We start from the raw sequence: 26,657 nt of genomic DNA, 5'->3' as shown, positions 1-26,657 counted from the left end.
GAATCACTCCTTCACAATGATGACTTTTCCTTTGTAATCATCCCTAATTATATAGAGGCTGTCTCCCACTTCTAAGTCTTGGTAGGTTATTAGCTTGTCCTGTTTTATTATTATCGCTTTGTTTAGGTTGACTTTAAGTGACATTTCTTTTGGTATCCACTTTTCGTGTCTAGAACTCCAGTCCTTAGCTTCTCTTATTGTAATTTCCTTGCCTACAAGATTATTATCTATGATTGATTCTACTGTACCTATTGTCATCCTTTGTCTTAGTAAGGAATCAAGCTTCTCCTGTACTCCTATTACGCTAATACGGTCTCCATCTGTATACATATATCCATACCAGTCTCTTAGATTACGATCTTTTGCGTATTCACTGTCTTCATCTACTGCATATCTCTTTGTATAGAACTCCTTGGAGGTTATGAGTTTGTCCTCTTCAAGGTCATATATAAATGTATCGTTATCATAGTAGAGTTCCTTTGCATCTTCAAAGCCTTCCCATTGGTGTTTTGATACTAGGAAAGGATTTTTTAGCTTTACTGAATATTCTACTATTTCATCTAATCTTCCAGCGTATATATTGTTTTGTCCAATGTTGGTATTATTTATATCTTCGTTATATATATATATAACGTCTGCTACAAGTCCTTTACCTTTTCCATTTGCTATAAAAAAACCATCTGATTTTGAGTTTAGTGAGTACTTATCAACTATTCTGTTGCTTTTAATTATTATTGTTCCATCGTTAAATGCTATATTTCTATTGTTTGCTAATTCTAGGTTTTCTGAAAACCAGTTTATGTCTTTAATTTTGTCTGAGTATGTGGTTTCATATGCTCCCTTTACCACTAATCTTTCTATCTTTGCTTCTCCAAAGAAGTCTTTTATAGCTGCATATATTTCTTTTCCTTTGTAATACTTTAAGTTGTTAGCTGGTATCTCATATCCTTCTATATATACTGGGAAGTCTGATGAATAACTTATTCTAAGTCCTCCCTTTATATCTTCCCATTTCCCTTCAGAAAGAACTTTTACATTTTCAAGAAATATTGCATTTTCTAGTTCATCTACTGTTACTATCTTTCCTTTATACAAGTCTTCTATCTTTATTGAATCTCCCTCTATAGATATTCTGCTGATTATGTCTGTAGTTATATTGTCAAAATAAAGCTTTACTCTATCTCCTATATAAAGTACGCTTAGTGGCACATTTTGACCCTTTTTTAGTGCTACGGTTGCAGGCGATATATAATAAGTTTCATCTTTCCCCATAGGTGTATTTATGGTGATTTGGTTCCTGTCTATGAACTTTATAGTTCCTGTCCTCATCTTGCTACCTGGTTTTATATAGCCTAGATTCTGGGTAGAGAAGCTATCCATGTACTGGATGCTTCTCCCTTTTATCTCTGCATACACTTCCATACCTGGCTTGAAGTCTATTCTCTTAGCCTGTTGCCCGTCTATTTGTAAAGCTGCTGTTGTAGGGAGTAATATTTTATATACTCCTCCTTCATATCTTTCTATGGTTATGGTTTCTGAATCTATCTCTTTTATATAGCCTTCTATATACCCTGCTCTATATGGTGTATTTAAGTCAGATTGGGCTATGCCATCTGCTCCATATGAAATTGCAGTACATACAAGGGTTAGAACTAGCATAAGTATAGCTGTTTTTCTGCTGAATATTCTTTTCATCATGACTCCTATCCCCTCTTTCCAAATACAGTGTATCTACCCAGTTTATTAATAGTAGCTCTTATGGAACTATTAAATCCTCTTACCTCAGATATTGTACTTTCCCAAGATTCGTTATATTCATTATATCTTCCTAGGTAAACTTCTTTTGCTTTTCTTAAATCTGCTTTTGCATGGTCATAGTCTAGAGTAAAGTCTATATATGAAGCAAGATTATCTATTTTTGAGCTGTTCTTCCCTATGAAGAAGTCTGCATATAATAAATATTGATTTGATAGTGATGCTTGACTTCCCGTTTTTGTGTCACCTTTATTGTTTTCTATGGTAAACCTGACACCTGCATCATCTTTGTCTCTATTTGCTATGACATTTGAATGACCAAAGACATCTGGCTTAAATGACATATTATAGTCTGTTCCTATTATGTTTATATTTTTTGAATCTCTTGCAGCTATTATTTTGGCAGGAATAGTTATAACAATTTTGTTGGTTCCTGCATATTCCGTTTTTGTAAGGTCTATTGTTGTATCTTTTTTATCGTAATCTTTTGTTCCTATTATTATATTTACTGTATCTCCAGATTTAGTAGTGGTAGTTTTTTCTGTAATTCCACTGTCTGTATCTGGAGGCCCTACTACTCTACCTGTTCTAACTATGTTACTTTCATCAGAGCCCAAGGATGAACCATAATCTCCTATGGTCTTTACTATAAACTGGTATCTTGTTCGTGGCTCTAAATCTTGGTATACAAAGGATGTTAGATCAGTGTTCCCTATAAACTCTTTTTGTCTGTCATTAATGACTACATAGATTTCATAGCTTTTTGCTCCGCTTACTGGTGTCCAGTGTACTTTTATATACCTGTCATATACTAGCTCTGCTTCTACTTTAGTTGGTGGTTTAAGCTGTGGCAGTCCGTATTCTAGGTCTTGATATATATCACTTGCTCCTTTGTCTGGGTTTATGACTATGACTCCTTTTGTACCTTCTTTACTTTGAGGAGTCTTTACTGTTAGGGTTTCTGAGTCTATGACATTTACTTCTGTGCCATCTACTCCTGATTCTATTATATACCACTCACCTCCAATGTTTATTGCATTTCCACTATCTATTTCATTATCTAACGCTTTTCTTATTGATGGTGCAAATACTACTCTAGCTCCTACAGAAAAGCTTGAACCCTTAAGTTTTATGACTTCTCCACCCTCTACTGATATAGTGCTTATTCTTGTAGTTTCTTTTGTGTCTGATGGGTCTACCACTGATGATATGGTAGGTGAGCTCAGGTAAGTAAATGTACCTACTGGTTGTGCTAATTCCCCATCAGGATTAACTACTTTGACTGCAACCTTGCCTGGTATATTTGGTGGACTGATGACTTTTATAGTATTGTAAGCAACCTCTTTTACTTCTGCTTTTACTTCCCCAAAATACACAGCTAATTCTTTGCCTTCATATCCTTCCATAGTTTTTCTGAAATCTTTTCCCTTTATAATAACTTCTGTACCACCTTTTACTGGACCGCTATTTGGTGTTATGCTTTCTATAGTTGGAGCAGATTCTCCTTTAATAATCTGTATATATATAGGCGGTTCAAGTGAATCGGATGCAGCTGATGCTCCATCTTCATTAACTACTACTACTCTATGTAGTTTATCCCCTACTAGATTCTCATTTAGTGCTGGTATAGTAACTGTTAATCTATCTTCGTTGTAATTATCAGAAAGCTCATACTTTATTTGATTTGGGGTAAATGTCATTATATCTCCTATTAGGATTGTAGCATTTTCCCTAAAATCCTCTCCTATGATTGTTAGTTCATTTCCTCCACGATATGATATTTGATGTACTTTCATATCTCGGTTATCTATCTTTCCAAGCTGTGGTTCTTGTCCATCTTTTGTGATGTTTTTTATTTGTGGTTTACTATCTGGGTTTGTATAAGTATATTTAGTTGTTGCTATTCCTCCATCAGGGTTTATTAATTGAACTTGAACTTCTCCTATTGTGTAGTATGATGGAGTAACTACAATTATTTGCCTTGGATTTTCTAATTCTGTACTAGGTGAAAATCCTCTATCTATTCTTATTCTATAGGTATTGTTTGCTCCTTGTATTAGCTCTCTTCTAATACGAACCATTTCATTTCCTTCATACCTTTCACCCTTATCATTTACTAATAAGTTTAAAGGTATGAATACTTCTTGATCATTATATGGAATGTTAGTTCCAGTATATTTTTTACTATTATCAGTAAGAGTCAAGCTTAGCTTTGGTCCGTCCCCTGTTGCATCATATCTCAACTCTAATTGTCCTGCCTTAGCTTGAGCAATTCTATCTCTTACTCTACCTGAATCTAGATTATCTAAAGGTAGGTTCGCGTTTGTCATATTGTTATCGTTTAAGTTAGCAAACTGTAGCTGTACTAGATTTCTCTCTTTAGGTAGAGAACTTAGGTTATCATAGATTAAAACACTGCTCTCTGCAAATCCTTCTCCAAATATCTCTGGTTTATCTCCACCTTTTTTTCTTCCTGACGTTGGTCTAATAGAATTTATCTTTGGACTAGACGCTTCATATGTGAATGTGAATTTATTGGATATTCCACGATCATTGTTTACTATATAAACTTGTACTGGTCCTTTGATTCCTTTTGGAACTTCTACATCTATAGTAGACTCAGTAAAGCTTTTTATCTTTGCTATCTTATCTCCAAAATAGACGGTTGGTAATATTGGTACTACAAGCTTGTCCCATTCTGCTTTAAGGTCTTCGGGTATTCCCCTTCTCAAATCATCCCATTTTCCATTTTTGTTTTTGTCGTTCTCTTCAGTAAAAGTTTCTCCTTCATCCCATATACCATTGTTATTAGAATCTTTGAATGGTTCGAAGTATCTAAATCCTGAGCCTTCTATGGTTACTATATATCCTCCTACTGCTGACCCTTTGTTTTCAAATATATTGTCTATTTTAGGATTAGACGTAGGAATAACATATGCAAATCCGTTTATCCTTCTGTCAGAAGGTCCACCTTCTGGATTTTGTACTACCACATTTACATATTTCCTGTCCATGTCTGTTTCTTTAGACAAGTCTCCTGGGTACTTAGGTACTTTTACTGTCATAGATTTACCATCTGGTGATACTGTTATGTCTTGTGGTGGTACAACTACTCCACCTATGGTTACACTAGTTTTTTTATCTCCTCCCCTGTCAACAAAGTTTTCACCAGTAATAGTTATATCATATTGTCCATCTACTGAACCTTCTGATGGATCTATCTTTTCTATTTTAGGTGGCAAGTCTGTTGGGTCAGAGTAATAGTTAAATCCAGCAGTTCCTCTCCTCGCATCTCTCTTTTCGTCAGGATTCACTATTTCTACATCGTAGTATCCGTCCCTTGGTAGAATCGGCACTGTAAAATACAACTCGTTGTTATTTAATACTTTTACTCTGTTTCCTGTAATGATATTTTTTCCATCTTTTATTTCTGTTGCATAAGGTGTTTTTATCTTTAAAGTCTTCCCATAAACCTTTATTTCTTTAGTGTCTACTACGACTTCTTCATCAGGATCTCCGCCTTTTTTCGCAAGTACCTTGCCTTCTTTAGCTGTAATAGTATATATGTCCTTATCTCCATCAGTTAATAAGGTTTTTCCTGAAATAGTATCAAAATATATCTTATAGTATATTCCATTGTCGTCTTCAAGAATTATACTATGGTAATAATCTGATAATTTTAATTTATTTCCTTCAGCCTGTAATATTTTATTGTCTTCAGGTGTTTCGTATTCTTTTAATTTATTATCTGTAGTATAGGTATTTATATCTTTTCCACCTATAAAAATTCTAGTCCCTATTAATTTCATAAATCCTATACCATCTAAATCTCTTACAAAAGGATTAGGCGGAACTAAGTTTTCACCTTTTAGGTCAACTAAGGTATTTGCTGTACCTCTTTTTGGGTTGAAATCTTTTATCTTAGGATCTGTATAAGTCTTTACATAAAGAAATTTATCATAAAAAGCCAATGCCCCATCATCATTTTGTACTATTAGTTGCACATAACCTTCTGGGTTAGGTGGAGCATCAAAGGTTATCTCGGTTCCTGTACCATTTCTATTTGCTGACGCTATCCTCTCTCCATCCATATATAAAGTGAAGTTTTGGGAGAAGTTTTGCCCTGTTATGAGTACTCCCTTTTCCCCTGAGGTCGTTATAGTGCTTGGTGTTACTGAAGTAATGAAGGGTGTTTTGTCCCCTTCTGGTTTTATAAATACAATTTTATAGGTAGCTGATGAACCTTCATCTTCTGAATCTGGCACTCTTATTGGGTTTGTAATTTTAAGATCTAGTTGGCTGTTAAGTACATCTTCCTTTACCTTTTTGCCTGAAGGTATAGTTAGAAGTATTTTATTTCCTAAATCATTACCTTCTGTACCATCTATTTCGTTTCCTTGTCTATCTAGTATTCTCATTTGAATATCTTCTGTATTTGGATCTATGGAAAATTGCCCACCAAAATCGAATTTAGGATACTTGTATTTTATGTTGCCTTCTCCATCCTTATATCTGTATAATAAGAATTTTTCTCCTAGTATAGATACCTTTAATCCTTCCATAGCCTCAAAATTATTATCTACTGGAATTTTATCAGGTACTATTGATGTGATTCTTGGTACATAGTCAAGTGCTTCGTAGGTGAATCCATCTTTCAGCGTATATGTTTCAAATACTTCTGATTTTTTTGTGTCTCCATTTTCTTCATATTCGATGATCGTTTTTATCTCAACTATGACATCCTTTACAAGATTTTGTTGGTCTAGGTTCTCTCCTACTCTTACATTGATATAATCATATACAGCTTCGTCTAGTTTAGAACCTTCTCTAAAGGTAACCTCTCCTCCTACAATGAATTTTATTTCTCTAGTAAGATTACTTACTGTTACCCCATTCTCTCCTATCATCTTATATGTTCCACCAGTGTATTTTACTATCATTTTGTTGGTGTTTGTATTGTCTATATCAACTCTATTTCCACCTTCATAAATATCAGGACTTATTCTAGCTATGTTTATGCCTTTGATTACAGCATCAACACCCTTTGAAGAACCCTTATTAGGGTCTATGCTATCGATTAATACCATGTTTTTTCTGTCTATTACTGTAAATTTAGAGTCTAGTATTTTATAGCTTTTTATTTGACTTTTAATATCCTTCTTAGGATCCACTTCATTTGTAAGAACAACATAGTATGATCCTGGTGTCAAATCTTTTGGCACTGTAAAACTGAATATATCTTTTTGTAGATTAAGATCTCTACGGTAATTTTCATTTATACCCATATGAGTAGCTAGATAAGGGTCATCTAAGTTCTTTAGGAAAAATATACTCATTTCATTTGCTGGTTTTAAGTTATCAGCTTGAAGCATTACAATACTCTCTACTGGTCCTTGAGTTGGGATAAGGTCGATTTTTTCTGATACATCAAGCCTATTTAGTACTGAGAACATATCCATATATCTATGAGAAATAGTAAGATCAGCATTGTCTCCATTTTCTTTTTTAAGATTATCAACTTTTCCCTTCTTCTCAAATTCAACAGACCAAACTCCAGTTTTCCCTTTTAATTCAGTGGACTGAATCGTTGAATCATCTATTTTGGTAAATGTAGAAAGTTTTGAGTTCCCTTGAAACAAATAAGCCTTTAGGTCCCCAGAAAGCTTGTTAAACCCACTACCTATTAATGTAATCTCTGCATTACTTGCACTATCTACTATACCAGTTGTTGGTGTTTTATTAGTTATAGATGGCATATCCTGCTCAGATATATCTATTTGCTTCCCATCAATAAACAGATTGCCTGTCAATTCGCTAGGTTTCAATTCATATTGAAGCATAGTTTTAGAACTATAAATTGGCGTGAAGGCTTTTACTGTACCGTCACCACCCATTATGCCAACTTCTACTATATTCCTTCCATCTACAGTGAAGTTGTTACCATTAATTATAATACTGTATTTTTCTACTCCAAATAAGTCTCTAAATACTTTATTTACTATAATTGAGGTAAATACAGGTTCTCCCTCAGCTGCAAATGCAACAATATCAGCTACCGGAAATCCTGAAACGATTATCATCACTGCTAAAAATATGGATATAACTTTCTTCACAAAATCACCCCTTGTTCGCTAATAAATAATGATTAATAGTTTTTCACTTGATTTGCTAAACTGCTTAATTTTGAGTTTCTACTATTACAAATATACCCTTTCTATATGATGTTATATTGACTCGGTTTTCTACTGTGTCTACTTGGAAGATTTCTTCTTCCCATCTTCTAGTAGCTTCATCGTATCTTAGGGCTGTTAGGTTTTTACCATCGCTATCCTTGTATGGAATAGATAGTTCTATGTTAGATACATTATACCCAGTTCCTGATACACTAATAAATTCTGATTTAATGTTTGCACCTCTTAGCTTTCCTTTTAATGTCTCTACAGTCAATGGATCTGTGCGTCCTACCATTATCTCTATTTCGTTTCTTCTTTCATTTGCTTCTGGTCTTATGTCCCTTAGGGTAACATTTGCCCATATTGACGTAGTCTCTAGCTTGTTTAAGGTATCATTCCTGTGAGCCTCGTACTTGATCTTTCTAATCAACACTTCCTGTCCCATTAATTCGTCTAAATCAAGTTCTAGGCTTCTCGTATCTGAATATCTTGAATCTAATAGGAGGGTATCGTGGCTTATGGTTAGGCTGGACATTATATCTCCCATTTTTGTTCTATCTTTTAGTGATTCTATTTCATTTGGTAAATATTCTCCTAATCTTACTACACTAAATGCCGAGTCTAATGTCGTACTATGATTCTCACCGTTTGATATAGTAATATCATAAGTACCTACTCGTAGTCTTCTAGGAAGGTATACCTCTAGAAATACTTCTCCTGTAGATGTATCTTTTATTATCTTTGCCCTCTGTGCCTCTATATCGTTGAAATAAACAGTGACATAATCATAATATGTGTCTACAAAGTCTCCTCCTTTAATATATATGGGTTCTGATGGATCATAATCTTCTGTTACACTTCCTGTAAACACAGTGTGTACATGGGGATTAGTTCTTGTTGTAAAAAATATACCCGTTATGGCCTCTGTTCCTGAAGAACCATTTACTGTTTGTACTAATCCTTCCTTTATAGTTAGTAGATATTTAGTATTAGAAGCTAAACCTTTTATAGGGATTAATATACCTGGTTGAGGTATGTCTTTTATCAACTTCGGTTCTTCTCCACTTTTGTCTACTAGATTTATTGTACTTCCTTCTGCTGTTAATGATATCTTATCTAGAGGATTTGGACTTAGCTCAATATTATCGTCATCATGTCCTATTTTAAGAACTAAATAGTTATAATTAGAAGAATACTCTAAGTCGTTGGTAGTCACACCATCTTTAATCAGCCATTGAAAGTTCCACAAATCGGTAAGATATATGTCTTTGATATATGGAGTTTTATTAGGTAATACTGTTAAGTATGAATTCTCAGAGTCTATTTCCTTTTTTGATATAGAGTTATCAAAATAAATTCGTACTCTATAGTCACCTATGCTTTCTTCCTTTGATAGCTGTTGTGCTACTTCTCCTCTAAGAAGCACTTCTAGTTCTGTAATAGTCTTAAACCTAATATCCTCAGGCCATATAGTTATTTTCTTCATTTTATTTAATATATCATTTTCAGGTATTAGGTCAATTCTTTCTATTTTTTCGCTAAAATTAAATCCTATAATTTTAAATGCCTGTTTTCCTTGAGCTATATCTCCTATTTTTAATCCCCTACTAGGCTCTATGTCATATATCCCTACTGAGTCTTTAGCACTTCCTTCTACTACAAAATTTAACCTCAATTCTTCTATCTCATGTCTTGAACGAGTCTCAAATGTTCCTTCGTTTATTATTAGTCTGTAGTTTTTACCCCTTTCTAGTGTTTTACTTGGATAGAGAGAGATTTTTGTTTTCTTTATATACTCTGAACCAGCTTTTTCATGATAATATTGTAGCTTGTACCTTAAGAAGCCTATATCTGACCTGTCTTTATATTCTTTACTTTCCTCATCAAAAAAAACTTCTCTTAATGTTATTTGAGATAGAGCCCCGATATTATCAACCTTTGGAAGTAACTCCCCTTCTGCATAAAGAACAATTGGATTCTCTTTATTTTCATCTGTAGCATCTATTATGTTAGTGTATTGTGGTACTCCATAGAGTGTGTACTCCTTTTTATAAGGAGATATAATACTTTCTTTTATGTATTCTGCAGTCATTTTATCAGTTTCCCATTTTGCATCTAGTTTATCTACAGAAGGTTTCGTCCAAAAATAAAAGTCTATATCTTTGTCTAAATTATAGGCTTTATAGTTTTCTATAAATTCTTTGCTAAGTTTAAGATTGTATTGGTTCAATGAAAGTAGTTGATTGATTGGTGTTATCTTTATTATATTTTCATATTCTTCTAATATCTCTATTTTAGATACAGGGATTCTTTCCATCTTTTCATTATTTTCTGTTATTATTGTTTTGCCATCTGAAAGATATGTATATGTTTCATTTATTTTTTTACTTGAGTAATCAAACTCTGTCTTGGTAGGCTTATGAATTTTATAGAGCATTACATCACTAGTAAGTGGTTTTTTTCCTTTGTCCCATCTAACTGGTTCATTAAAATGTATGTATATGCTCCCGTCTGGTCCTAGCTCTGTTTTATCTATTAAAGTTATATCATCCATAGGCTTGCCTACTGTAGATGTATATTGGGTGATGTATGGTATATCCCCAACTCCCTCTGTTATGAAATATAGATTAATATCTTCTTCGTTTCGTATATTATAGTTTTTAAATTTAACAGCTCCCTTTTCAAGGGTAACCTTGTATAGTGTATTAGGTCTCAGTTTGTATTTTTTCTTGTCTTTTGTCTCTATGTCATTGATTGATATATTTAGAATTTGATTGTTTCCTGATGTTTTTATTTCATTTGGGTCTAACAAAAACTCTATCCCATCTGAGCTTATTTTTATTTTATTTTTGCTTAGTATTTCTATAGGGTATTTAAACTTAAAAGTTATAGTAGGTTCAAGTTCTACTTTTTCATGGTCTATTCCCCCTTGGTTGTTCTTGGGAAAAGTTTCTTTAACCATATTATTGGTAGTAAAGTTTATCCTTTCTTCTTTATTATAAATGCTCTTACCAGCATTATTTTTCAATTTTAAAACCTTTTCTTTTAAGGTAACTGTATAATAACTGAATTCATTTAGGTTCCCTTTGTCAGGTAATCTCTTTAGTATTAGTTTATTTCCTTCTTCTATGAAAACATCATAATTATCTATAGAGTCTGAATTTAATCCTGGAATATCCTTGTCTATTTTATATGCATTGATTTCTATTTTTTCTTTTATATTTGTCTGATTCAATAAAATATCACCTTTAAACTCGAATGTGATCTCTTTTAAGTCTTCAGATATTATGGAGTTATTAGCGGGATATGTTTTTAAAATGTCGATTTTTGAGTTAGCTTCTGCAGCTCCTACAATATTTAATGAAGATAGAGTCATAATACTAATAAGTAAAAATGCTATTCCTCGTTTTATAGATGTACCCATGTTTTATCTCTCCTTTTAGCCTGTCTAATTTTATCTTAAAAATACTAAGAGTCCAATATATTAATATTATCGTCATAATTATTTAGTTGTGTAAATTACAATATCATTACAAAACCAATATCTATTACTATTCAACAAATTTCCCTTTTTTCCTGCAATACTGTATACCCAATTTGTAACACAATTGAAATGAAAATATATAACTTACTTTGATATAATGAAGGAAAGTATACGGAGGTGAGAATTTTGTTTAAAAGAACTACAGTTTTTGTTCTAGTATTCGTGATTCTATTTGGCTCTGTGGCTTTTTCTAGTGATGTGAACAAGCAAAGGCAAGAGGCTGCTGAGAGACTTATAGCTATGGGAATACTAACTGGCTTTGAAGACGGTTCCTTAGGGCTTGAGCAAAATATAACTAGGGAGCAGTTTGCTACTTTAGCTGTTAGGCTGTTAGCTATGGAGGATGAAGTAGAAAAGTTTAAGAAGGATTCTATATTTAAGGATGTAAAAAAGGATCGTTGGTCCGCTGGATATATTAATATAGCAGTTAATCAAGGTCTCATAGTAGGTCGTGGTGATGGTACATTTGCTCCAAGTGATAAGATTACTCATGGGGAAATATTAACTATTTTAGTTAGACTCCTTGGATATGATAAAACTGTAGACCAAAGCAAGAAGTGGCCTCAAAACTATGTGGACAAAGCTAAGGAACTAGGTATCAATATAGCAGATGGTATAGACCCTTCTACTCCTGCTATCAGGGGAGATGTGGTTGTATATGTTGATAAAAGTCTTATAGTTAAGCTAAATGAAGTGAGTCGAAGGTAATTCGACTCTCTTTTCTTTCTGTGCATTAATGGGATTGTTGACTAATATACTTTAATGTGACGTGTTTATTCCTAATGTTGATGTATTTACATGAAGGGGTTGATGTATTTGCAGCAAGATAATGTTAACAATCCTACTAACCTTGAAAGATATAGTATAATGGAAGAATTGCTTATAAACTCTAGAAGAGATCCTAGAGAACTTCCTGGTATCGTAAATGCTTTAAGTCCACCTGTAGATATAACTACTATAGCTAAGCCAGGCTCTTTTAAGAATAAAAAGGTTGCTATACTTGGAGCAGGTGTGGCAGGATTAGCTGTAGCCTTTGAGCTTAGAAAGCTAGGCTTTGATATTACAATATTTGAGGCTAGAGAAAACCGTATTGGAGGAAGAATATATACATATTATTTTGATAGGGAAAACTATGGAGAATTAGGGGCTATGAGAATTCCTGTATCTCATGAAACCACCTGGCATTATATCAATCTTCTAGGCTTAAATACCCGTCCTTTTGTACAGGTCAATCCTAATGCTTTTATCTACGTTAAAAATATTCGTGTTAGAAATGACTCAGAGGGTGAAAATGTAAAACGCGAAATATACCCTAAGTTCAGGATGAGAAACTGGGAAAGACAGCTTTCTTGGATGGAGCTTTTAAGCTATGCTTTTGATACTCCATTGCTTCAAATGTCTCCAGAGCTACGTATAGAACTGCTCCATATTAGAAGAATAACTGATGACATCATAAAATATTGGGATTATTTTAACCATAGGCAAGTTGCAGAAAAGCTAGGCTTAAGTAATGGGGCTATAGACATGCTTGGTAGCGTATCTCCTTTTACACGTCAAGTCCTTTACTATAATTATATCGAAACTGCCACAGAAACCAGCAGTCTATCTTTTACTACTATATTTGAGATTGTTGGAGGAACTTCCTTATTGCCTTATGCTTTGTATAATTCATTAACTAACCCTAGTCCTAGAGAATATATAGGTTTAGAGCCTAAAGATTTGGGTAAAGTAGATATTAGAATGGGCACATGGGTAGAAGGTATATGTAAGATTGAGAAAAGAAATAAAGTAGGAATCATATACAACAATAAAAAGATGCTAGGCTCAAAAAAGGAAGACTTTGATTATGTAGTTTGCACTATACCTTTCTCTAATCTAAGAAATGTAGATATTAATCCATTTTTCAGTAATAGGAAAATGGCTGCTATAAGAGAGGTTGACTATATACCTGCTCAGAAAGCTATTCTATTATGTAATAAAAGGTTTTGGCAAGAACAAGGCATAATAGGAGGAGGCTCTTTTACTGATTTGCCTATATCAACTATATGGTATCCAAATGATAGAAAAAGTGCTAAACAACCCGGAGTTCTATTAGGCTCTTACAGTGTCAGTGTTGATGCTATTAGATTTGGAAATCTTCATAGCTTCTTAAAGTTAGAGGAATTAAAGAGACAATTAGAGAAGGTTCATGACCTTCCATATGGATATCTAGATAGTGTAGTCATGGATTGGAGGTATGCAAATTGGTTTGATGATCCTTGGTCTTTAGGTGGTTTTGCATTTTTATTGCCTGAACAAAGAAGATTATTTCAGTATGCAATGACTACCCCTGAGTATAATAATAAAATCTTCTTTGCAGGTGACCATGTTTCTGTTTTACATGGATGGATAAACGGTTCTTTACAAACTGCTATGAGTGCAGCTAATGGTGTAGCTATGGAAGCGCTTTTGTCAAACAATTAACTGGAGGCCAATTTTATATAGTTTTAATATTTGACATAAAATTCAAATAAAATTATAATTAAATAGAATTTCGAAGTTTTCACACAAGATTTTTTCTGGAGGTATACATAATGAGAATAATAGTTGCTAATGATTATGAGGCAATGAGTAAGAAAGCTGCTCATATTATTGTAAGTCAAATAGTTTTAAAACCAAACTGTGTTTTAGGTCTTGCTACTGGCAGTACTCCAATAGATACATATAAAGAATTGATTAATCTTTATAAAATGGGAGTTATTGATTTCTCTGATGTGACATCTTTTAACTTAGATGAATATTTTGGGTTGCCAAAGAATAATCCACAAAGCTATGATTATTTTATGAAAGCTAATCTTTTTAATCACATTAATATTGATGATGAAAAAATTAATATTCCTAATGGAATGACCGATAATGTGGTAAGAGAATGTGCGGAATATGAAAAGAAAATAGAAGCAGCAGGTGGAATAGACCTTCAACTATTAGGTATCGGTAGAAATGGACACATTGGCTTTAATGAACCTTCTGATCATTTTGAGCCAAAAACTCACCTTGTTCAGCTAGATGAAGATACTATCAAAGCTAATTCTAGATTTTTTGATTCTATTGAGGATGTGCCTACAAAGGCTATTAGTATGGGAATAGGTTCGATAATGAAAGCTAAGAAGATACTACTTCTTGCAAGTGGTGCCGAGAAGGCTGATGCTATTTATGATACTGTAAAGGGACCTATCACTCCTAAGGTACCAGCATCAATTCTTCAGCTTCATCCTGATGTGACCATCATTGTAGATAAGGAAGCAGCTAGTAGGCTATAAACATGAGATTCTTCGCTGGTGTTCAGAATGACAGTTTTTTGTTGTCCTGAATTCTGGTAATAGCGAAGAATCTCTCTTTCTTATATAAGCTTTCTATTAACCATTTCTGTCACTATAAATGAGGCTACGTCGTCTGCATATGAGCCTGAGCCAAAGCCTGCATCATATCCTAATTCTTTGGCTAGCTCGTGAGTTATTCTTGGTCCTCCACAGCATAGGATTATTTTATCTCTAAGCCCTTCTGCTTCTAGTAGCTCTACTAGCTGTGTTAGATTTGGAATATGGACATTTTTCTGAGTAACTACTTGAGAGACTAGTATTGCATCAGCATTTTCTTCTATGGCTCTGGCAACTAGCTCTTCGTTTGGAACTTGACTTCCCATGTTTATTGCATTTATGCCTTTGTATCTTTCTAGACCATAATGTCCTGCATAGCCCTTCATGTTCATGATGGCATCTATACCTACTGTATGGGCATCTGTTCCTGTACATGCACCTACTATTGTAATATCTCTTTTTATGTTTTGCTTAATATATTCTTCTACTTCTTCCATAGACATAGAGTCTACTTCTACCTTTGGAACCTCTATTTTTGTAAAGTCAACTGTGTGCTGGCATTTTCCATATACTACAAAGTGTGTATATCCTACACCTAGATCTGATGCATGTACTACATTAGGTTCATCTAGTCCCATTTGCCTCACTAATAATCTAGCAGCTTCTTTAGCTTCATCTCCATATGGCACTGGAAGTGTGAAAGAAAGCTGAACCATTCCATCATTTAATGTGTCTCCGTAAGGTTTTACTTTTGTTAGGTCTACTTTTTGAATGTTGTCCATTATCTTTCACCTCCAAGCATCATTTTAATAAATGGGTTGTAGTACTTTTCGCCTTTTTGCACTACTCCTTCTAAGCCTTTGCCACCAGTTCTAGCTCTTTTTATAGATGCGAACTTTCCTTTTTCTATAGTAGAGAATAGGCCTTCTTTTTCTATCTCTAGCAATAGTTCTTCTGCATTTTTAAGGACTTCCTGTGCTCTTGTCTGGATAAGCCCTCCTTCTTTGAAGGTTACTTCATCACCTATGCTTCTTGCATTATTGAATATATATTTTGCATTTTCTATAGCTAAAGCTCTGTCTTGAAGATGTGGCGTATGGATAGCCTCTGTCAACATTCCTAATAGCTGTATTCCTTGATTTGTCCATACTGATACAAGGTTGAACATTGCATTTTGTAAATGCCCTTTAAATATATTTCCTGTCATGAACTTTGTAGGTGGCATATATTTAAGTGGTGCTTTTGGGAATATTTCTCTTGCCATCTGTGCCTGAGCTAGCTCTAATAAGAACCCATTCTCTATATCTGGTGCCATTTCAAAGGCATGACCAAGTCCCATTTGCTCCTCTGGAATACCTGCCTTTTTAGCAAACTGCTCATTCATGAACTGAGATGCTAATACTGTATGGGCTTCTTCTACTGCATCTGCAGTAGTTAGATAGTTGTCCTCACCTGTATTTATGATAACTCCTGCAAATCCGTTAATTACTCTTGAGAAGTATTGGTCTACTAGAGTCCTTTGCATGTTTATATCTCTAAATAGTATACCGTATAGAGCATCATTTAGCATTACATCTAGTCTTTCTAAGGCCCCCATAGCTGCTATTTCTGGCATACAAAGTCCAGAGCAATAGTTACATAGCCTAATGTATCTGCCTACTTCTTCTCCTACTTCATCTAATGCTTTTCTCATTATCTTAAAGTTTTCTTGAGTAGCATATGTGCCTCCAAAGCCTTCTGTAGTAGCTCCATATGGTACATAATCAAGTAAGCTTTGGGCAGTAGTTCTGATAACTGCTATAATGTCTGCTCCTTGTCTAGCTGCGGCTTGGGCTTGAACTACGTCTTCATATATATTTCCTGTAGCTACTATTACATATATATATGGCTGACTACCTTCACCAAGTCTTTGAATATAATCTTCTCTTTTGATTCTATTTTCTCTTATTTTATCTACTGTTTGTATAGCAATTTCATTGATCTTCTCTTTAATCTCATTTTCATCGGCTAATGGTAGATTAGTTAGGTTTAGCTCTCCTCTACCTACTTTTTCTGCTATGGCTTGTGGAGTATCTCCAGTGTGAATTATAGCATTTCCTAGCCAGTATGCTATACCTTCTCCTAGTCCATTGCCTTCTTTTATGTTATCAACTACTATGTTTGGAAGCGGTCTATCTATTTCGTCTACACCGTCTATTCCTAATAGTCTCGCTATGGCTCTTTCTACTGTTACTGTAGTATGTTTATCTATAAAACCTTGAACATCTTCTGCTATGTTTGCTGCTGCTGTACGTGCACTTTGAATAATATTAGGGTTAAGATTTAGTTTACTGTTCAATTTATTACCTCCTTTTTAGCGATAGTTTAACAGTAGTCATACAGTAGTATAACGAATGTTTATCAGCTATTTAACTATTGTTCAACTACTGTTTCTTTACTGTTCGAAAGAATCCTCTCTGCATCTGCCACTATGCTTTCCTCTAAACCCATGAGTCTGGCTATATTTAGGGCATCTCTTGGAACTAAGGTGTCCTTTGTTACCTTCTTTAACCTATAGTCCATATATTTACTCACTATGTTCATGGTGTTTTTGCTTTGATTTATCTTTTCTTTTAACTCTTCATAATCAATCTCTGAAAGCCCTATGACTTGGTAGTGCACTACATCTTCTGTATTAGCTATATTGTCATAGTGAGTGGTTATAAGAGCTATGCTTTTCTTACTTTTTAGGAAATTTACTATGGCTTTCGAGATGGCATAGCCTTCATCAGGATTTGTTCCTCTAGCTAGCTCGTCTATTAGTATGAGTCCCTTTTCATCTGATATTTTCAAACATTCTTTTATGCTTTTTATTTCTGAGCCAAAGGTACTTAGACCCTGATCTGTAGACTGCATATCCCCTATGGAGCCATATATAAATCCATGAAGCCCTGTTTCCATGCTAGTACATGGTACGAAAAGTCCGTATTGTGCCATAGCACATAATAGCCCTACTAGCTTAAGTGATACTGTCTTTCCTCCCATATTAGCTCCTGTAATACAGGATACTCCCTCTTTAAGTGCTATGCTTATGGGAGTAAACTTCTGAGAGCTAGATTTTAGTATATCCTCAACTTTAGGATGTCTTCCAGCTACTATATTTACTTTATGTTCATGTATGATTGTTGGCTTTATGCTGTTAGTTTCTATGGCTGTGTAAGCCTTTGCTAGTGTTAAGTCAAGCTTGCCTATTGAATGAATATTTTTAGTTATTTGCTCATAGTAGTTACCTGTCTGTTCGGATAAGTACTGCCTAATTTTCTGTTCTTCTTCCTCTTCTTTTTCTTTTAGACTAGCAAGCTTACCTTCTAGTTCATTTAAGGCCTGAGTAGGCTTTAATATATATTTAATATCCATATAGGTTTCAGAGCTGTATATTAAATTAGAGCAGTTATTAATCTTTTCTATTAGCTCCTTTTGATTTTTAGATACTAAAACTGACCCGTCTGGTCTTAATTTCATGGATAGTTGCTTTTCTAGTTCTTCTTTTATTTTCTTCTTTTCAATTTTTATTTCATTGTCTATTTGCCTTTTATTGTATCTAATTAGCTTTAAGTCCTTAGAATATTCATCATATATATAGAAGGCTTTGACCCTAGTACCTTGTGGGTCCAAAAGAGATTCTAGTTCTATTATTCTGTTTACATTGATACTGCTATCTAGTTGGTCTACTATGGTTCTTAGTTCTATATATAAGTCTGAAAGAGCTAATATAAAGCTTTTAATTTCAAATAACTCTACATTACTTAATATATAGCCATCCTTTGCTCTCCCAATAGAATTCCTAATGTCTTTAATGTTATGAAGGATATCTTTTATATTCTTAAAGAAGAATTTATTTTCATTTATTAGCTTAACTAGTCTTTCTATCTGATTAAGCTCCTTAATTAGCAGGTCTTCTTCTCCTATTTTAAATGGACGCATTTTTTCTTTTAGGTCTTTGCCATATGGTGTTATGGTATTTATTTTTCCTAATACATAGTCTAGACCTATATTTTCAACTGTTTTATTATCTATAAAAGTCCTCATATCAGACCACCACCATGCATTACGTCTAGTACCATTGTGTCTTTTAGATGTTCCTTCATTCTTAGCAGGAAGTGTTCTTGGTCAAAATAGTAGCCTTCAGGTGAATAGGGATTTATAGTAACAAGTACTACATTTACTGATTCAAGAACCTGAACATCTAAACCTTTGCTCTTATATATAAGCCAATCTCTAGGATCTATAAATATTTTTGTGCCATCATTTACTATGAATTTTACTTTTTTGTACTTGTCTGTGGTGGATACTATATCCTCTATTGTCTTTTTCACCAAAGAGCCAGGTAGAACTACATATTTTGATTCATCTGTAATACTTTGTGCAATAGTAGTTCCACTATTTAGAGCTGTTTTGATATTAAGTTGAGTTATATTGTATTGATTATCTATGATTGCTGGTTTTCCATTCTCAATTAATTCTTCTAATATGGATTCTGCCATATTATCTTTTACTGCTGGCAACTGAAAAAGATTTATTGTATGGATAGTTTCTTCTATGACCTTATCCACGTCTCTGCTTAAAACTGCACCTGTGGCTAATACCACTCCTTCTGATACTGAGGGAGAGGCTGATGCAACTCTATTTATGGCTCCGTCTATTAAGACTAACTGAGCACCGAGCTTTAGCATAATCTCCGATACTGCTCTGATGCCCTTGTTAGTCTGTGGTCCTGCTAATTGAATATATCCACTTTCTTTTACCCTGCCTATAACTATCTTTCCTAGAGGAGTACTATAGTCTGTAATGTCCAAAATCTCTATTCTAGCATCGCCTAATTCTAGAGTTTCTGTGGATGTAGCTACGAAGGTACCTTCTTCAGCGTAAATAGAAGGTTTTTCTGTTTTCGTGACTATATCTTGGCCCTCTCCATCTCTGCCTGTTGAAGTTAGTCCTAGGATTATTGAATTATCTATAGCATCCTCTATTATCTTGTTTAATGTGACTGTTTTACCTGAGTTCTTTGCCATGCCTACTATGGAGATTATTTTATGTTGTGGATATAGTAATTCTATTATGGACATATTGGTTTCCTCCTCCGCTGCTTCACATCACGAGAAAATTAAGTAAAATATTAAACGAGCATTTGCAGGATACGATTACAATTTTTAGCGAGTTTAGATATAAAATCCGTTAAGCAATCATATTAAAGTAAGGCAACATACGCTGGCATAAGGAGTTACGACGAAATCAAAGATTTCTGTAACTCCATTAGGTGAAGCGAGTTTCCAAGCTACAGGATTTTATATCAGAATGAGCTTTAGAATTGTTCGTGTCCGATTATGACCTAACTTGATTCACAAAGTGAATAGCTGGTATGTCAAATGTAAAGGTCATCAAATTCTTTATCTATTTTTCCCTCTTTCTCTTCTCTCAAGCTGTACAGGCTCTAATGCTACTCTATTGCCTTGTAATAGTCCTGCTACGCCTGTTAGCTTGTGTTCACGCTCTCCTGTACATACTGGGCAGTTGCAATGGTCATTGTAGTTCTCTGGTTCTGTATATGTTGTGATGACACCTTCGAAGTTTCTAAGCACTACTTTATTTGGCGACATAGATATTACATAGTTAGGCATTACTGGTGTCTTTCCTCCTCCTCCCGGAGCATCCACTACAAATGTTGGCACTGCATATCCCGATGTATGTCCTCTTAGTCCCTCAATTATCTCTATTCCCTTTGATACAGAAGTTCTAAAATGTTCTATTCCCATTGATAAGTCACATTGATAGATATAGTAAGGTCTAACTCTCATTTTTACTAGACCATGAACTAACTCTCTCATTATGTGAACACAGTCATTTACTCCCCTAAGTAAAACTGACTGATTTCCTAATGGAATCCCTGCATCTGCTAATCTAGCTATGGCTGTCTTTGATTCTTCTGTTATTTCTTTTGGATGGTTAAAATGAGTATTGAGCCATATTGGATGATATTTTTTAAGCATATTTACTAAGTCATCTGTAATTCTTTGAGGCAATACTACTGGTACACGTGTACCTATTCTGATGATTTCAACATGAGGTATTTCTCTTAGCTTCTTTATTATTGTCTCTAGTCTTTCGTCAGAAACTAATAGGGCATCTCCTCCTGAAAGAAGCACGTCTCTGACTTGAGGTGTGTTTCTTATATATTCTATTGCTGCTTCTATTCTGTCCATTCCCATAGCTGAATCTTGTTGTCCCGCAAATCTTCTCCTTGTACAATGTCGGCAGTACATTGAGCATTGGTCTGTAATTAGCATAAGTACTCTATCTGGATACCTATGGGTAAGCCCTGGTACTGGTGAATCTGTATCCTCATGAAGCGGGTCTTCCATATCTGCAGCCCCTAAATGTGTTTCCATTATTGTAGGTATCGCCTGTTTTCTAACTGGGCACTCTGGATTATCCTTATCCATTAATGATGCATAATATGGTGTTATTCCCATTCTAAATTTTTTTAATGTCTCTTCTATATTCTTCTCTTCTATTTCAGTAAGATTTACTACTTGTTTTAACTCCTCTACTGAAGTGATTCTATTTCTGACCTGCCATCTCCAGTCATTCCACTCTTCTTGGGAGATATTTTTCCATAGCTCAATATCTTTGTAAGATCTCACGTTTAAAACCTCCTTCGAACTTGTAATCATGACGCTCAATGGCGCCACTACATATTATTCACTCACAATTCGTGGGACAAGGTGCCTGTCCCTCGTCCCTTTTGACGTCCAGTGGGCGCCACTACTAATCCTTATATAGATTTACGGGAGAAGGCATCTGTCTTCTCATTCCTCTCTTTTACGCATATAGCTCTGTATAGATTTTTCTCAATGTTTCGCTTTCTCTCATTATTTGTAATGCTATCTCTGCGTGTCCTTTTGTATATCCGTTTCCTACAATCATTGTGACATCCTTGCCTACACCTTCTGCTCCTAATGCTGCTTTTGTGAAGCTTGTTGCCATGCTAAAGAAATAGATTAGTCCGCCATCTCTTGTAGCTAATATACTTGTCATTTCTGTATTTGGTATGTTAACACAGTTTATGGTAATGTCGGCCATTCTTCCATTTGTTAGCTCTTTTACTTTATCATGTAATGCTACTGCATCTGTAGCATCTACTTTAATATATTCGTCTGCTAGGTTTGCTGATTTTGCTCTAGCTACACTCTTATCTGTGCTTCCTACACATATCACTTTTCCTGTAACCCCTACTCTTTTCTTTGCTTCATGTAAGCAAAGCATTCCTGATTTTCCTGTACCACCTATAACTACAACATAGTCTCCAGGCTTTACTAGCTTAGCTGCTTGAGCAGGTGCTCCTGCCACGTCAAGTACTGATAATGCAAGGTTTTCAGGCAAATCACTTGGAATCACTGCATATATTCCACTTTCAAATAGTATTGCCTTTCCTTTAATGTCTACTTGGTCTATGTCCTTTCTTACTTCAAGAATTTCGTCTATTCTAAGTGGTGTAAGTGACAATGAAACTAATGTAGCTATCTTATCTCCTACCTTTAAGTCTGTTTTGCCTTCTAATGCAGATCCTATCTTTTCAACTGTACCTATAAGCATTCCGCCTGAACCTGTTACTGGGTTTTGATGTTTACCCCTTGTAGCTACTATGTTTTTCATTATTTCTTTAATTTTTTCAATATCTCCTCCAGCTTCTTCTTTTATTTGTGTAAAGCTAGCTGAGTCAACATTAAGGGTCTGTACGTCTATAAGTATTTCATTGTCATAAATTTCCATATCATTGTCAATCTTAAGTGCTGGCTGTGGTAATACTCCCTTTGGCTCAATAACTCTGTGTGTTCCGTATGGACATCCTTTTTTCATTAATAATTCCTCCTTTTAAATGTTTAATTAAATTAAATAACAATTCAAACTAATGGATAAGGTTTTTAACAGACAAATATTGTTAAAAAATTAATTATAGATGCCATATTTCTATTAATGCACCCTGTAGAAATAATATTGCAAAAAATATGCCAAAATTTTATAACATGCTTTTCTTTATTTTATTGGTTTTTTTGGGTACATGATGGCTTAAATTAACAATAAAAAAGAAAGCTTTGTTAACATAAAGCTCTCTTTTTTTATGTTTGCGCCCAATAATGGGCAGTTGATAAAATTTCATTTATTTCCCTTTTATCTCCCTCAGTTCATACTTCTTAATCTTGTATTGTAAAGTTTGTCTAGGAATATCTAATTGCTCTGCAGTGTGAGTTATGTTCCAGTCCATAGACATAAGTGTATTATAAATCATTTCTTTTTCCATAGCTTCTAAGGCTGTTTTTAATGATACTGGTATAGTAGTTCCATTAGAGTGAAAATATTGCTGGAAAGAATTTATCAATAAGCCAGAAGAACTGACCCCTTGACTCGCTTCTAGTAGTTGTGATGGGAGATGTTCTAGTTTTATAGTTTCTGTGTCATACATGGTGGCTATACCTTCTATTAGATGCTCTAACTCTCTTACGTTACCAGGCCAGCTATATGTCATAAATAACTCCATGACTTCTTCATCTATTTTTTTTATTTTTTTGTCTAATAGCCTATTGTATTTTTGCATAAAGTATTCAGCAAGTCTAGGAATATCATCTATTCTATCCTTAAGTTCTGGAATGTTTAATGAAACTACATTTAGCCTATAGTATAAATCTTTTCTTAGAAGTTTATCTTCTATTGCTTTTTCTGGATGTATATTTGTAGCTGCAATTATTCTTACATCTACCTTAGTAGTTTTTATTGCTCCTACTCTTCTGACTGTCTTTTCTTGGATTACTCTTAAAAGTTTAGCTTGAAGGTCTAGAGGCATTGAGTTTATTTCATCTAGTAATAACGTTCCCCCGTCTGCTACTTCAAATAACCCTGGCCTATCCTCTGCCCCTGTAAATCCACCTTTTACTGTTCCAAACAATATCCCCTCTAGAAGGTTACTTGGCAAAGCCGCACAGTTCTGAGCAATAAATGGCTTGTTTTTTCTTGGACTAGCATTATGAATTGACTGTACAAATAGCTCCTTTCCTGTGCCTGTCTCTCCATATATGATGACTGGTGAGGATGTCTCAGCAGCCTTTAGTGCAAGGGATTTGAGCTTTAGCATTTGAGGATTTTGTCCAATTATATCTACAAATGTAAAACTAGCCGTTCTCTTCTCTTTTTTCTTCCCATTATTCTCTGTGTTATATAGCTCACTTTGCAATTCTACTATTTTTTCTGATAGTTTTCTTACTTCTGTAATATCTTTTGATATTTCCAGAGCCCCTACTACGGTTCCATTTGATTTAATTGGAATAGATGAATTTATGGTAGTTATCTTATCGCCTTTATAGTTTACAAAAGTCTGCTCTACATCAAATATTGGCTTTCCTGTTCTTATTACTTTTAATAAAGTACTAGTATCATGTGAAAGGGAAGGATATATCTCTAATATATGTCTGCCTACTGCTTTTTCTCTGTCTATCTCATCTATTTTCTGCGCAAATTTATTGTAGTACACTATTTTTCCAGTATTATCTATGATATGAATACCTTCTTGTACATAATCCAATATTTCTGAAATGTTTTCTCTAAGGATTTGATCTATCATATAATCACCTCTGCTTATTTTTTTTGCATTAATGCCTAATTTTCGGCTTTATAATTAAAAAATATAGGCCAAAAACTTTGACCTAATCTACTTTTTTAAGTATTTGTATATAATATTCACTTGGTAGTACTATACCTTTTTCAAGTATTCCTGTTTCCAGCTTTCCAACTCTTTTATCTAATCTTTCGTTTTGAGAGGTAATCTGTGTGATACCGTCAAATAGTATACCAGTACTTTCATCTATTTTGCTCTCAAGTTTTATAATATCCTTGCTGTTTTTGTCTACTTTTTCTTGTAATCCTAATATGTCTCTACTATTTTGCTCTACTTTTTCTTCTAATCTTAGTATGTCTTTACTGTTTTGCTCTACTTTTTCTTCTAATCTTAGTATGTCTCTACTGTTTTGCTCTACTTTTTCTTCTAATCTTAGTATGTCTTTACTATTTTGCTCTACTTTTTCTTCTAATCTTAGTATGTCTTTACTATTTTGCTCTACTTTTTCCTCTAGTCTTAGTATGTCTTTACTATTTTGCTCTACTTTTTCTTCTAATCTTAGTATATCTCTACTATTTTGCTCTACTTTTTCTTCAACTTTAGCAAGTCTTTCTTCAACACTATCAAGTCTGCTTTCAACTCTGTCAAGTCTACTTTCAACTCTGTCAAGCCTACCTTCTACACCATCAAGTCTACCTTCAACCTTGTCAAGTCTTTCATTTACATTATTAAATCCTTTTTGCATGTCACTATACATTTGGGTCATCAGTTCAAATAATTTTTCATTATCCATTTGACCACCTCACTTAGATATATAATATCATTCACTAACTAAATATATCAAGATTAATTTTACATTATATCTATAGTTAGGTGATTGTTGCTCTCTATGTTTTCTGATAAATTGAGTCTGTATGAAAGGTCTATATTCCCTTTTCCTGTTTCGGATATGTTTACATCTACCTTATCTGTCACTACCTCTAGTGTCATGTCACCATAAGCTGTCATGTATTCCGTTATATGTCTTTGTCCCTTTTCAAATATTAGACTAGATGTGTTATTGCCAAATCTTTTCATTGATATTTTATGTCCTTGGATTTTTAGGGTAGTAGTAGAACCTTCCATACCTGATATTTCTGTTTCATCGTATACTAAATAATACGAGCCGTTTTTGTTGTATAGCTTGCCTTCTGTTATAAGCTCAATTACATTTTCTTCACCTTCTGTGCTTGTCTGCCTTCCTTTTATTTTAAGCATTACGTTTTTCAACAACATCTCCCCCTATAGGTTTTCTATATCGACCTTCTCTATGCTTATTATGTTTTTGTTCATTATATTCCCGCCAATTCTTCTAAATTTTTCTGGGTCATCACTAACATAATATTTATACAGTGGTTTTTCTTTTTTATCTGAAAATAAATCTTTTTGTTTTAGTAGACTCTTAATTTCCTTTGCTGTTTCAAAAGCTGGATTTACTAATGATACCTTTTCTCCCATTACCTTTGAAAGTGTATATCTTAAAATTGGATAATGGGTGCAACCCAATACCAATGTGTCTATATTGTGTTCTTTTAATTCCATAAGGTATTTTTCTGCTGTTATAAAAGCTACATCTGTATCTTCCCAGCCATCTTCTACTATTTGAACAAACAGTGGACATGCTATTCCTATAACTTCTGCTGATTTGTTCAGCTCTCTTATGGCACTTTGGTATGCATCACTATTTATAGTTGCTGTAGTTCCTATTACGCCTATTTTATTATTTTTTGTTGTGGTAACTGTAGCCTTTGCCCCAGGCTGTATTACTCCTAGTATTGGAACATCAAACATATTTATTAATTCTCCGTATGCCAATGCACTTGCTGTATTGCATGCTATCACTATTGCTTTTACATTTTTACTTAATAAAAATCTAGCGCATTGGTTTGAGTATTTTATTACTGTCTCTCTTGACTTTGTACCATATGGTATTCTAGCTGTATCTCCAAAATATATTATATCCTCATAAGGTAATTGTTCTGCTATTTCCTTAAGTACTGTAAGGCCACCTATACCTGAATCAAATATTCCTATCGGTCTATTATCCAAAAATATTCCCCCTTGCTTGATACAAAAATATACTACATATATTATATGATAAAAAGTAGGAAAAGACCATTTTAAAATATATGGTAATAGAATAA

At 34.1% G+C, this 26,657-nt stretch carries 16 protein-coding genes; 3 read left to right on the top strand and 13 right to left on the bottom strand.

Annotated features, from left to right (window positions below):
* Positions 1–3: 3 nt before the first annotated feature.
* From DW1_RS00895 to DW1_RS00885, 3 genes are all read right to left on the bottom strand, one after another.
* Positions 4–1,698 carry a hypothetical protein gene (locus DW1_RS00895; protein ID WP_242942413.1) on the bottom strand — a complete coding sequence of 565 codons (1,695 nt, stop codon included), beginning with the start codon at positions 1,696–1,698 and terminating at the stop codon, positions 4–6.
* Positions 1,699–1,703: 5 nt separating this feature from the next.
* Positions 1,704–7,868 carry an IPT/TIG domain-containing protein gene (locus DW1_RS00890; RefSeq protein ID WP_074348677.1) on the bottom strand — a complete coding sequence of 2,055 codons (6,165 nt, stop codon included), beginning with the start codon at positions 7,866–7,868 and terminating at the stop codon, positions 1,704–1,706.
* Positions 7,869–7,932: 64 nt separating this feature from the next.
* Positions 7,933–11,352: a hypothetical protein gene (locus DW1_RS00885; RefSeq protein ID WP_074348676.1), complete on the bottom strand. Its 3,420-nt coding sequence runs from the start codon at positions 11,350–11,352 to the stop codon at positions 7,933–7,935.
* 246 nt (positions 11,353–11,598) lie between these two features.
* Between DW1_RS00885 and DW1_RS00880 the strand changes: the two genes are divergently transcribed.
* The 3 genes from DW1_RS00880 to nagB all read left to right on the top strand — a co-directional run bounded on the left by DW1_RS00880 (position 11,599) and on the right by nagB (position 14,771).
* Positions 11,599–12,180 (top strand): S-layer homology domain-containing protein, encoded by a 582-nt coding sequence (locus tag DW1_RS00880; protein ID WP_074348675.1) that lies wholly within the window; start codon positions 11,599–11,601, stop codon positions 12,178–12,180.
* A gap of 102 nt (positions 12,181–12,282) precedes the next feature.
* The gene (locus DW1_RS00875) at positions 12,283–13,935 is read left to right on the top strand and encodes a flavin monoamine oxidase family protein (protein WP_083605440.1); all 1,653 of its coding nucleotides are present in this window, start codon (positions 12,283–12,285) and stop codon (positions 13,933–13,935) included.
* A gap of 110 nt (positions 13,936–14,045) precedes the next feature.
* Positions 14,046–14,771 carry a glucosamine-6-phosphate deaminase gene (gene nagB, locus DW1_RS00870; RefSeq protein WP_074348671.1) on the top strand — a complete coding sequence of 242 codons (726 nt, stop codon included), beginning with the start codon at positions 14,046–14,048 and terminating at the stop codon, positions 14,769–14,771.
* A gap of 80 nt (positions 14,772–14,851) precedes the next feature.
* Here nagB and DW1_RS00865 read toward each other — a convergent pair whose 3' ends face one another.
* The 10 genes from DW1_RS00865 to murI form a co-directional block, all read right to left on the bottom strand.
* Positions 14,852–15,610 (bottom strand): lysine 5,6-aminomutase subunit beta, encoded by a 759-nt coding sequence (locus DW1_RS00865; protein ID WP_074348669.1) that lies wholly within the window; start codon positions 15,608–15,610, stop codon positions 14,852–14,854.
* A complete protein-coding gene (locus DW1_RS00860) occupies positions 15,610–17,166 on the bottom strand; it encodes a lysine 5,6-aminomutase subunit alpha (RefSeq protein ID WP_074348668.1) in 1,557 nt (518 codons plus the stop codon). The genes DW1_RS00865 and DW1_RS00860 overlap by 1 nt, the downstream gene beginning before the upstream one ends.
* 74 nt (positions 17,167–17,240) lie before the next feature.
* On the bottom strand, positions 17,241–18,896 hold the full coding sequence (locus DW1_RS00855; RefSeq protein WP_074348666.1) for a lysine 5,6-aminomutase reactivase ATPase KamC: 1,656 nt from the start codon (positions 18,894–18,896) through the stop codon (positions 17,241–17,243).
* Entirely contained in the window at positions 18,893–19,933 is a 1,041-nt protein-coding gene (locus DW1_RS00850; RefSeq protein ID WP_074348665.1) for a lysine 5,6-aminomutase reactivase subunit KamB, read from the bottom strand. Before DW1_RS00850 ends, DW1_RS00855 begins: the two co-directional genes overlap by 4 nt.
* A gap of 321 nt (positions 19,934–20,254) precedes the next feature.
* Complete coding sequence (gene ablA / locus DW1_RS00845; RefSeq protein ID WP_083605439.1) at positions 20,255–21,508, bottom strand: lysine 2,3-aminomutase; 1,254 nt, start codon at positions 21,506–21,508, stop codon at positions 20,255–20,257.
* Positions 21,509–21,686: 178 nt separating this feature from the next.
* The gene (locus tag DW1_RS00840; RefSeq protein WP_074348661.1) at positions 21,687–22,724 is read right to left on the bottom strand and encodes an L-erythro-3,5-diaminohexanoate dehydrogenase; all 1,038 of its coding nucleotides are present in this window, start codon (positions 22,722–22,724) and stop codon (positions 21,687–21,689) included.
* A 301-nt stretch (positions 22,725–23,025) separates the two neighbouring features.
* Complete coding sequence (locus DW1_RS00835) at positions 23,026–24,480, bottom strand: sigma-54 interaction domain-containing protein (protein ID WP_074348659.1); 1,455 nt, start codon at positions 24,478–24,480, stop codon at positions 23,026–23,028.
* A gap of 82 nt (positions 24,481–24,562) precedes the next feature.
* The gene (locus tag DW1_RS00830; RefSeq protein ID WP_074348657.1) at positions 24,563–25,267 is read right to left on the bottom strand and encodes a hypothetical protein; all 705 of its coding nucleotides are present in this window, start codon (positions 25,265–25,267) and stop codon (positions 24,563–24,565) included.
* Positions 25,268–25,326: 59 nt separating this feature from the next.
* The gene (locus tag DW1_RS00825) at positions 25,327–25,743 is read right to left on the bottom strand and encodes a YwiB family protein (protein ID WP_083605438.1); all 417 of its coding nucleotides are present in this window, start codon (positions 25,741–25,743) and stop codon (positions 25,327–25,329) included.
* Positions 25,744–25,755: 12 nt separating this feature from the next.
* Positions 25,756–26,562: a glutamate racemase gene (gene murI / locus DW1_RS00820; protein WP_074348653.1), complete on the bottom strand. Its 807-nt coding sequence runs from the start codon at positions 26,560–26,562 to the stop codon at positions 25,756–25,758.
* Between the last annotated feature and the right edge of the window lie 95 nt (positions 26,563–26,657).

This window comes from Proteiniborus sp. DW1 (genome assembly GCF_900095305.1).
Classification (GTDB): domain Bacteria; phylum Bacillota; class Clostridia; order Tissierellales; family Proteiniboraceae; genus Proteiniborus.
This window is presented reverse-complemented; position numbering and strand designations above follow the sequence as displayed.

Coding starts and splice junctions, on each gene's coding strand:
- DW1_RS00865 (WP_074348669.1), bottom strand. CDS start 15,610: ATGGACAACATTCAAAAAGTAGACCTAACAAAAGTAAAACCTTACGGA.
- DW1_RS00855 (WP_074348666.1), bottom strand. CDS start 18,896: ATGAGGACTTTTATAGATAATAAAACAGTTGAAAATATAGGTCTAGAC.
- nagB (WP_074348671.1), top strand. CDS start 14,046: ATGAGAATAATAGTTGCTAATGATTATGAGGCAATGAGTAAGAAAGCT.
- DW1_RS00875 (WP_083605440.1), top strand. CDS start 12,283: ATGTATTTGCAGCAAGATAATGTTAACAATCCTACTAACCTTGAAAGA.
- DW1_RS00850 (WP_074348665.1), bottom strand. CDS start 19,933: ATGTCCATAATAGAATTACTATATCCACAACATAAAATAATCTCCATA.
- DW1_RS00895 (WP_242942413.1), bottom strand. CDS start 1,698: ATGATGAAAAGAATATTCAGCAGAAAAACAGCTATACTTATGCTAGTT.
- DW1_RS00835 (WP_074348659.1), bottom strand. CDS start 24,480: ATGATAGATCAAATCCTTAGAGAAAACATTTCAGAAATATTGGATTAT.
- DW1_RS00840 (WP_074348661.1), bottom strand. CDS start 22,724: ATGAAAAAAGGATGTCCATACGGAACACACAGAGTTATTGAGCCAAAG.
- DW1_RS00830 (WP_074348657.1), bottom strand. CDS start 25,267: ATGGATAATGAAAAATTATTTGAACTGATGACCCAAATGTATAGTGAC.
- DW1_RS00885 (WP_074348676.1), bottom strand. CDS start 11,352: ATGGGTACATCTATAAAACGAGGAATAGCATTTTTACTTATTAGTATT.